Below are 8,672 nucleotides of genomic sequence, written 5' to 3'. Positions count from 1 at the left end.
GGCCATTTTGAACCCGAAACTAGCTCTGTTAGATGAAACAGACTCTGGTCTTGATATTGATGCCCTTAAAATCGTTGCTAAAGGTGTAAATGCGCTGAAAAGCCCATTCAATGCCGTTGTACTAGTAACTCACTATCAAAGACTTCTTGATTATATTGTTCCTGATTATGTTCACGTTCTTTATAAAGGAAAAATCATTAAATCAGGTGGAAAAGAATTGGCCCTTGAACTGGAAGAAAAAGGTTACGACTGGCTCATTAAGGATCACCAATAATTAAATAGGATTTATCCATGACTGTAGAACAAAATTATATAAACCTGGCCAATGATGTTGCGAAAACGAAAGAGCAACAAATTGCCCTTGATTCATTCAAGGCCCTAGGTTTACCGACAAAGAAAAACGAAGCTTGGAAATATACTAATATTTCAAAAGCACTACCAGAAAATGTAGAACTTGCTTCTCATCTGGAAAATATTAAAGAAGAAAACTTTCTAAAGCTTTTGCGCACAGGTGAAAACTTTGTTGTTCTCTCAAACGGCGTATACAATGCGAAGCTTTCTCGCCTTGCCAGTGGCATCACACTTAGTGAAGAGGCCACGACAGCAACAAAAGAAAATGAGGCCTTTGCTCAATTAAATAGCGCCATGACTGTTAAGACTTTAGTTTTAACGATCGAAAAAAACGCCATCATTGAAGCTCCAATTGTTATTTATCATCTTCATGATGGTGCAAATGGAAAGAACATTTTTTCAAAAATTCACATTAATGCTCGCGCATTTTCGAATGCCGATGTCATCGAAGTATTTGCGGCCAGTGATGAAGGTGAATATGTTTCAAACAATGTCACTGAGATTCATACAGAAAGTGGTGCAAAGATTGAGCACATTAAAGCTCAAATTGAATCACAAAATGCGATCCATATTGGTGCGACAAATGCTTTTGTTGAACGAGATGCAAATGTAAGAACTTTTACTTTCTCTTTAGGTGCTAAACTCGCTCGCAATAATGTAAGAATTGAACTTAATCAACCAGGAGCAAGCGCACTTGTGAATGGTCTATACGCAACTAGAAATGAACAACACGTGGACAACTTCACACAAATTCATCACAACAAAGAACACACAGAAAGTGAACAGCTCTTCAAAGGGATCCTTGATGATTCATCTCGCGGTGCTTTCACTGGAAAAATTGTTGTTCACAGAGATGCACAACAAGTTAATTCTTCTCAATTAAATAAGAACCTTCTTCTTAGTAAGAAGGCCAAAGTTGATACGAGACCTCAACTTGAAGTTTATGCTGATGACGTAAAGTGTGCCCACGGGGCCACAGTAGGTCAAATTAGTGAAGAAGAAGTCTTCTATCTAGAATCTCGCGGTATTAAGCGTGAACGTGCTCAGAAAATTCTGTGCCATGCTTATGCAAGTGAGATCATCGACATGATCTCTAAAGAAACTGTTAGAGAAACTTTGTCGAAGTTGCTTTTTGAAAATTTTGAACAATATGCTCTAGAGCATTTATAAGGATTAATAAATGAGTTTGGACCCTAAAAAAATCAGAGAAGATTTTCCAGAGCTTGCCATAAAAGTTCATGGCAAGGATCTAGTGTATCTCGACAATGCAGCATCGACATTGAAATGCGCTCCCGTCATTAAAGAGATAAACAAACACTATTCTTTGGAAGCGGCCAATATTCACCGCGGTGTTCACTTTTTAAGTGAGCAAGGAACGAGAAAGTTTGAAGAGACTCGTCTTGCGGTTCAAAAATTTATTAATGCTAAACATGACCATGAAATCATTTTCACAAAGGGAACAACTGATTCCATTAATCTTGTTGCCGACTGTCTCGCAAGAGGTATTCTCCAAGCAGGAGATGAAATCCTTATTTCAACAATGGAGCACCACTCAAATATCGTACCATGGCAAATGGCCTGTGAACGCGTAGGGGCCAAAGTTGTAGAGATCCCAGTAAATGACAGTGGTGAAATTAAGCTCGACGAATATCGTAAACTTCTTAGTGATAAAACAAGACTTGTAGCTTGTGCCCATATTTCAAATGCACTTGGAACGATCAATCCCATCAAAAAGATGATTGAACTGGCCCATGCTCACGGTGCCCTATTTTTAGTTGATGCTGCTCAATCGGCAGCGCATATGAAAATTAACGTAGAGGCCCTCAATTGTGATTTTATGGCCTTCTCATCACATAAGATGTTCGGTCCAACGGGAGTTGGCGTTCTTTACGGAAAAGAAGAAATCCTCAATAAACTACCGCCTTACCAAGGTGGAGGCGATATGATTGATGTTGTGAGTTTTGAAAAAACGACTTACAACACTCTGCCTCATAAGTTTGAAGCAGGGACACCCCATATTGCAGGAGTTATTGCATTCAAAGCGGCCATCGACTATATCACGGGCCTTGGAATCGACAATATTTACAATTACGAGCACGAACTTCTTACTTATGCGACAGAAAAAATTTCTGCTATCGAAGGTGTTCGCATCGTTGGGACAGCAAAGGATAAGTCAGCTGTTATTTCATTTGTAATGGACGGAGCACACCCCCATGATATTGGAACTCTCCTTGATCGCCAAGGAATTGCTGTAAGAACAGGTCACCATTGTACACAACCCCTAATGAAGCGTATGGGAGTTCCCGCTACTGCAAGGGCCTCTTTTACGATTTACAATACAAAAGAAGAAGTTGATGCACTCGTGGCAGCTATTATTAAGACAAAAGATTTTCTCTAAAATATAGAAGGATTTTAAAAAGGATTTAAAGAGGCATAATTATATGGAAGAAGTTTCATTTCACGTCCAACCAACACCAAACCCAAACGCGATTAAACTGATCCTAGACAGACCAGTTAAAAACGAAGGGAACTCAACGTATAAAACACCGATGGAGTGTGGAGAAAACAAGCTCGCACTTGAAATGTTTACAATCAGAGGAGTTGATCAACTTCACTTTTTTGAAAATACCATCACTCTTTCTAAATTCGGTTATGAAGCATGGGATGAGATGATGCCAAAAATTGACCAGGCACTTAAAAATTATCTGCCTGAACACGACGCTGGCTACTATGATCCAGATCCAGAGGCCGAAAGAAGAGCGGCCCTTAGTCCAGAATTATTGGCCATTGAAGAAATACTTGATAAAACAATTCGTCCAGGTCTTCAGGCCGATGGTGGAGATATCCAAACTATTAGCTACGAAGACGATGTTCTTCTTGTTCGCTATAAAGGAGCTTGTGGAACCTGCCCAAGCTCAACAACTGGTACTCTAGAGGCCATCAAGGCCATCCTACGAGATGAGTACAACCCAAATCTAGATGTCTACATCGCTCCAGAATTTTAAAATATAACCCCCTGAAAATGGGGGTTGTTTTTTGTGTTGACAATTTGTTTGATATGCCATACTTTTATTAAAGAAGACAAATAAACTATCCGATACTCACCATGGAGGGGTTATGGTTATAAGAAATTGTCTTGAATTATTAAGTGAACTTTCGGAATTAGAAAGAATCATGGATGAACAAAAAAGGCTTCTGAAGAATTTAAATATAGAAGTGGATTGCGACGAGACACTCATTTCCACACTAACAACTTATCTAAAAAGCAAAAATAAGTCCTAAATAAGACTTTCCCAATTTTTCCCTATGCTGTTTAGTAAAATAAACAGACTTCTCTATTTTATCAGTTTTCGCAATCTCAAAAAAAAAGGCCCTGCATCTGCAGGGCCTTTCTTCTTATTTATTTTCTACTTTTACATCTTTCATAAGCGCCTTGAGATCAGAGTGTCTTTGTCTTGCTCGATCAATCTGTCTAAGGATATTTGCTTTTTCTTTATCAATCGTTGCGATTGAACGACTATTTTGAGAAGCTTTTTTCTCGTCACCCTTTCCTTCAACTTTTACAACTTTACCATCTGGAAATTTAACATAAATAAATTCATTGCCAGCAACTAGTTCATCAAGATACGCCTGTTGTTCAGACGGAGAAAGTGACATAAAGGCCTTATCCACTGCCATGACAAGAGATTTAGGAAGTGCTTTTACATCAGCATTTTTAACCTCAGTAAGTGAGAATGCACTTGACCCGACCGAAGAACCAGAAGCTCCTGAACTCTTCGCTGCAGAGATTGAAGCTGAGGTTGAACCTAGTGCAGAACTTGGTGCGCTCACATTATTTGTACCGGCCTGTGCCAGACGTGAATCACCTATACTTGCAACAGATCTTGAGTTTCCTTCATTGCTCTTTGAAGATGATACCGTACGATCATTCTTAGAAGAGCTAGGGAATTTAAATTGAGAATTTGAAGAAGATGCTGCTGTTGATGATGTCACAGGGGCCTTTGACTTTTTCTCAAGTTCATTTTTTTCTTTTTCTAAATCAGCAAGCTTCTTTTCAAGTGCTGAAATTTTTGAATTTGACTCATTAAACATATCCATGGCCTTTTTGAAATTTGCATCAGACTGGGCCTGTCTTTGGGACTCATCTTTTAATTGCTCTTCATCTTGTAATTTCTTTTTCTGAGCAATTGCTGCTTCATTGATTTTTCCAACACCCTCTCTAATAATATCTGCGGCACTATCATCACCTATTCCATTATTTTTCAGGGATTTTTTGGCATTCACAAAATCATTGGCAACAGGGATTGCCGAAGCAAAAAGATTTTGATTAGGCGCCATAGTCTGGTTGCTAGAAGAATTCATAAGCGCGGCCTCTTGAGCAAAAACACTATTGTCCGCAACAACTTCATCAACTGCGCCCTTATTTAATGACCCACCACTTGAATAGGCCTCAACTCTAGCATCGTTAATTGAATCTTTATCAGCGAAAAATTCATTTCCTGCGGCCAATCTTCCACCCGATTCAACAATGATGACATTATTTGCAGATAACGCCTCTCCAGAAACACCTGCATTGATCTCTGCTCTAATTCTACTTTCGTATTCTTTACTTGCTTTGAAACTATCTTTAGCTTTTTGAGAGGATGTCAAACGAACATCTGCCGTAGCAAGATCTTTTCTTAGGGCCACTAATCTGTCGGCCTTCTCTTTTCGAGTAAGAGTTGCGTCTTGGGCCTCTTTTTTCAATGCAGTAATTTGAGTTTGTAATGCTTCTTTTTGTTCATCTGATAAATTTTCTGTCGCAATTCTATTTTCAATTTCATCAATTTGAGCATTTGCCGTTATAACAACATTGGCAAGCTTACTCATTTCAGCTTCAGTCATTTTCACTTCGGCCTCTAGTTGCGCCTTTTCCTTAGCATATTCATCAAATCTTCTTACTGCATTAGCAAAGGCCTCTCTTTGTCTACCGCTTTGAAGTCTTTTTTCGTTATTTGCAATTAACTCTTCGTTATTTGCTTTTTCGAAGTTTAAGCAATAGTAAGTATTCAACATACTTCTGGCATTCATTTCTTCGGGAAGAAATTGTTGCATCTTATGAAGACCACCAATTGCATTTTCCCTATTTTTTGCATCAATTGAAAAAACATCTTTTATACTATAATTACCACTATTCGCGAGCTCCATCATGGCCATCATCTTCTTAACAGGTGCTTCACAATAATCATTGATTTGACCCTTTGACATATTTTCATTGGCCAGCACTTCATCTTTTTTAGCTTGAAGCATAGGTGATTCTCTAAATTTTCCATAAAAAGATGCAATTAAAGTTCTTGAATAGTAGAAGTCTTGATTTTTTGCGGCCTCACTTAAAAAGTTTCTAAAACATGCCTTTTCACCATGACCAGCATTAGTTGCTCTTGCATCAGCGATGGCCATATCAGTCATAAGACTTTTGATTTGATCTTTAGAACCTTCATTTAATTTTCCATAAAGCATCTGACGATAAAGAGCGTCCAATCTAGGCCCTTCTTTATGAACTGTTTCAAGTAATTTGGTGAGACGAACGCTTCCCGTATTTTCTCTAAAACATCTACAGAAATCTTCATCATTACTGTAAATAACATCACATGAAGATATGTCTAAGTTCGAGACTATTTTTAGAACCTCTAAATGTATTGAGTCATTATTCTCAGCGCAATTTCGAATCTGATCACCATCTTGATTGATCCCAAGGTAGTGCTTTGGCCAATTTTTACCAAGTGGCAAGGCCATCGAATTCAATGAGATTAAAAAAATAAGCGTTGTTTTAGACCATACTTTCATAATTTATTCCTTTCCCGTTATCCGTTTCGGATACTTGAGAAAATCTCTTTAGTATTAGTCTACAGAGGTCTTAGTCAATTTTCTTACAAATCTCAAAGGATTTAGTTTTGAACACCTCTATTCAAGAGGTTGAGTGAAATGGCCCAAGGCTTGGGCCATTAAAATTATGCCCACTTTTGTGGGTAATAGTACTTTAACATTTCAAAATGAGGGCCATTTTCTGCCGGAGCATATTTATATGTATATTTACAACGAGCAGGAAGAGAAATCAGGATACTATCCGTTCTTCCATTTGTTTGAAGACCAAAGTGAGTTCCTCTGTCGTGAAGGAGATTAAACTCCACATAACGGCCTCTGCGGTGCAATTGGAAGTCTTCGTCCTCGGCCGTAAACTCTTCATCTTTTCTTTTCTGCGCAATTGGAAAGTAAGATTCGATGAAATAATTAGAAATGTCTTTAATCATCTCCACATCATTTTTAACATTACCTGTATTAAATTGATCAAAGAAGATTCCGCCCACTCCACGCATTTCATTATTTCTGTGTTTATTTACAAAGTATTGATCACACTTTTCTTTCCACTCTTCATAATAACCATAGGGTTCAACCGCCTTTTTCCAGATATTGTGGAAATATTTAAAGTCCTCAGTGTGAGGATAAAAAGGCGTGAGATCGGCACCACCACCAAACCAAAATTTTGAACCGGCCTGGATCATTCTAAAGTTAGCATGAACCGTCGGTACGCGCGGGTTTCTTGGATGAATAATCAATGAGATTCCAGTGGCCCAAAATTCATCTCCATCTCCACCAATCTTTTTGATGAAATCTGGATTAGACTTACCATGCACGAGAGAAATATTGACCCCAGCATTTTCAATAACATCGCCTGTAAAGGCCCTCGTTCTGCCGCCACCGCCATCATTTCCCGCTGCGTCTTCACGCTGCCAAATATCTTCAACAAGGTTAATGGATGGATCTAGTTCGCGTAGTTTACTAGTGATCTCATCTTGTAAATGTTCTACATGCTTCGCAAAAATATTCTTGTATTCTTCTAACATTTTGGGTACCTCATTAATATTGATTTCAATTATATAACGGACTATTCCTATTGTGTGAACTCATGAATGATATAAAAAAGATATTCATTAGTTTTTTAATGATCTTCGCCTTTTTTGACGCTTCAATAAGTCACGCTTCACAACCAGAAGCCCCTGTCCAAGTAACAACAAAGAATGAAGAATTACTGTCTAAATCAGTACGTGAAAAAAGCTACTTCTACGGATACAGAGAAAGAGACCATGAACTAAAAGAAAATATGCGCCATATTGGTGGTATTTATGTGGCCTCTTGGATTGTCTATCCTCTAACGCAACCAAAGACTTTTAAGAAAGGCTCATTTTCCAATTATAGAAGAAATTTTGGAAAGGTTGTCTTTGATAAAGATGAGCCCTTTTGGAATTGGGTCGTTCATCCCATTTCTGGCTCGCAATTATATCTTTACTATCGTGCTAACGGTTACAACAATATCAATTCTCTTGCGATGTCCTTTATTTCTTCTACCCTCTTTGAGTTTACTGTAGAGAACTATACTGAGCCTGCAAGTATACAAGACCTTTATACAACTCCGGTACTAGGGGCCGTACTTGGTCTTGGGATAGAAAAACTTAGTATGTATCTTTTGAATACGGGTAACTTTATGGGAAGGTTCTTGGGTCATGCAATCAATCCCCATACTTTATTTTGGTATTACGAAGGGCGTGTTCGACTTTTACCTTATGTAGATAAGAAAAAGGCGATGTTAAACGTATCGGTGTCGTTTTGAAATATATCTCAATTCTTCTTTTATTTTTAGCATCACTTAATTCATTCGGATTCTCCAATCAACTTGTTCTAAGAGGCGGTATCCTTGCGGCCAAGACAACAATGGGAACAAGCTTAGAATCGAACGATGACTTTGGTGGTTATGGCCTTTCATCGAGCTTTGGCTACAAGTTAGAAAACTTGGAATTTCTCCTAAGCTCAAATGCCTATGTGGGAAAAGTTGAAAATATTCGCTTTGAAGTCCATAAAAATATGATTCAAGGAACAGGAAAAATTAGAACAGTGGATTTCACTCCAACTCTCAAATACACCCTAGATTTTAACATCTATAAAAACTGGGCGCTGTTTGGTTCCATCGGTCCATCTTGGGTTCTTCATAGTATTAACCTCGATAATTTCACCTCAAATAATACATCTTTTTCAAATACAAAACTCTCTTACGATGCCCGTGGAATTGTCGCTTCAATTGGTGTCGAAGAACAAGTCGAAGAAAAAGAATTGAGACCGGTTTTTATTCAGCTTCTTTTCAGTTACTATAAATCGAGAAAAGTATCACTTGTTGATATTTCCAATTCAAAAGAGATTCAAATTCTTAGTGAAGAAGAAAGCCGTCAGGGAATCAAAACGATTACTTGGATGGTGAATATGGGTCTCGTTATTTTCTAAAAGGAGTA

At 38.1% G+C, this 8,672-nt stretch carries 8 protein-coding genes and 1 pseudogene; 7 read left to right on the top strand and 2 right to left on the bottom strand.

The genetic code is table 11. The features are described from left to right. The 5 genes and pseudogenes from sufC to M899_RS18465 form a co-directional block, all read left to right on the top strand. Positions 1–274, top strand: a pseudogene (sufC, locus tag M899_RS15975) (Fe-S cluster assembly ATPase SufC); the annotation flags it as partial. Between the two features lie 17 nt (positions 275–291). Further along, positions 292–1,521: a Fe-S cluster assembly protein SufD gene (gene sufD, locus M899_RS15970; RefSeq protein ID WP_021272522.1), complete on the top strand. Its 1,230-nt coding sequence runs from the start codon at positions 292–294 to the stop codon at positions 1,519–1,521. Positions 1,522–1,531: 10 nt separating this feature from the next. Then, positions 1,532–2,749 (top strand): aminotransferase class V-fold PLP-dependent enzyme, encoded by a 1,218-nt coding sequence (locus M899_RS15965; protein ID WP_021272501.1) that lies wholly within the window; start codon positions 1,532–1,534, stop codon positions 2,747–2,749. A gap of 43 nt (positions 2,750–2,792) precedes the next feature. Further along, on the top strand, positions 2,793–3,356 hold the full coding sequence (locus M899_RS15960; RefSeq protein ID WP_021272499.1) for a NifU family protein: 564 nt from the start codon (positions 2,793–2,795) through the stop codon (positions 3,354–3,356). A 112-nt stretch (positions 3,357–3,468) separates the two neighbouring features. Then, positions 3,469–3,633, top strand: coding sequence for a hypothetical protein (locus M899_RS18465; protein WP_021272502.1), 165 nt, complete (start codon positions 3,469–3,471; stop codon positions 3,631–3,633). A gap of 114 nt (positions 3,634–3,747) precedes the next feature. Here M899_RS18465 and M899_RS15955 read toward each other — a convergent pair whose 3' ends face one another. After that, on the bottom strand, positions 3,748–6,177 hold the full coding sequence (locus M899_RS15955) for a hypothetical protein (protein ID WP_021272519.1): 2,430 nt from the start codon (positions 6,175–6,177) through the stop codon (positions 3,748–3,750). Between the two features lie 164 nt (positions 6,178–6,341). Beyond that, positions 6,342–7,235, bottom strand: coding sequence for an oxygen-dependent coproporphyrinogen oxidase (gene hemF, locus M899_RS15950; protein WP_021272505.1), 894 nt, complete (start codon positions 7,233–7,235; stop codon positions 6,342–6,344). 62 nt (positions 7,236–7,297) lie between these two features. Here hemF and M899_RS18080 point away from each other — a divergent pair, with 62 nt between their 5' ends. Then, positions 7,298–7,999 (top strand): DUF3943 domain-containing protein, encoded by a 702-nt coding sequence (locus tag M899_RS18080; protein WP_052610372.1) that lies wholly within the window; start codon positions 7,298–7,300, stop codon positions 7,997–7,999. Continuing rightward, on the top strand, positions 7,996–8,664 hold the full coding sequence (locus M899_RS15940; RefSeq protein WP_021272513.1) for a hypothetical protein: 669 nt from the start codon (positions 7,996–7,998) through the stop codon (positions 8,662–8,664). The genes M899_RS18080 and M899_RS15940 overlap by 4 nt, the downstream gene beginning before the upstream one ends. The last annotated feature ends 8 nt before the right edge of the window (positions 8,665–8,672 follow it).

Origin of the sequence: Bacteriovorax sp. BSW11_IV (genome assembly GCF_000447755.1) — a bacterium.
Lineage (GTDB): Bacteria > Bdellovibrionota > Bacteriovoracia > Bacteriovoracales > Bacteriovoracaceae > BSW11-IV.
Note: the sequence above shows the minus strand (reverse complement) of the source record. Positions and strands in the feature narration are given on the sequence as shown.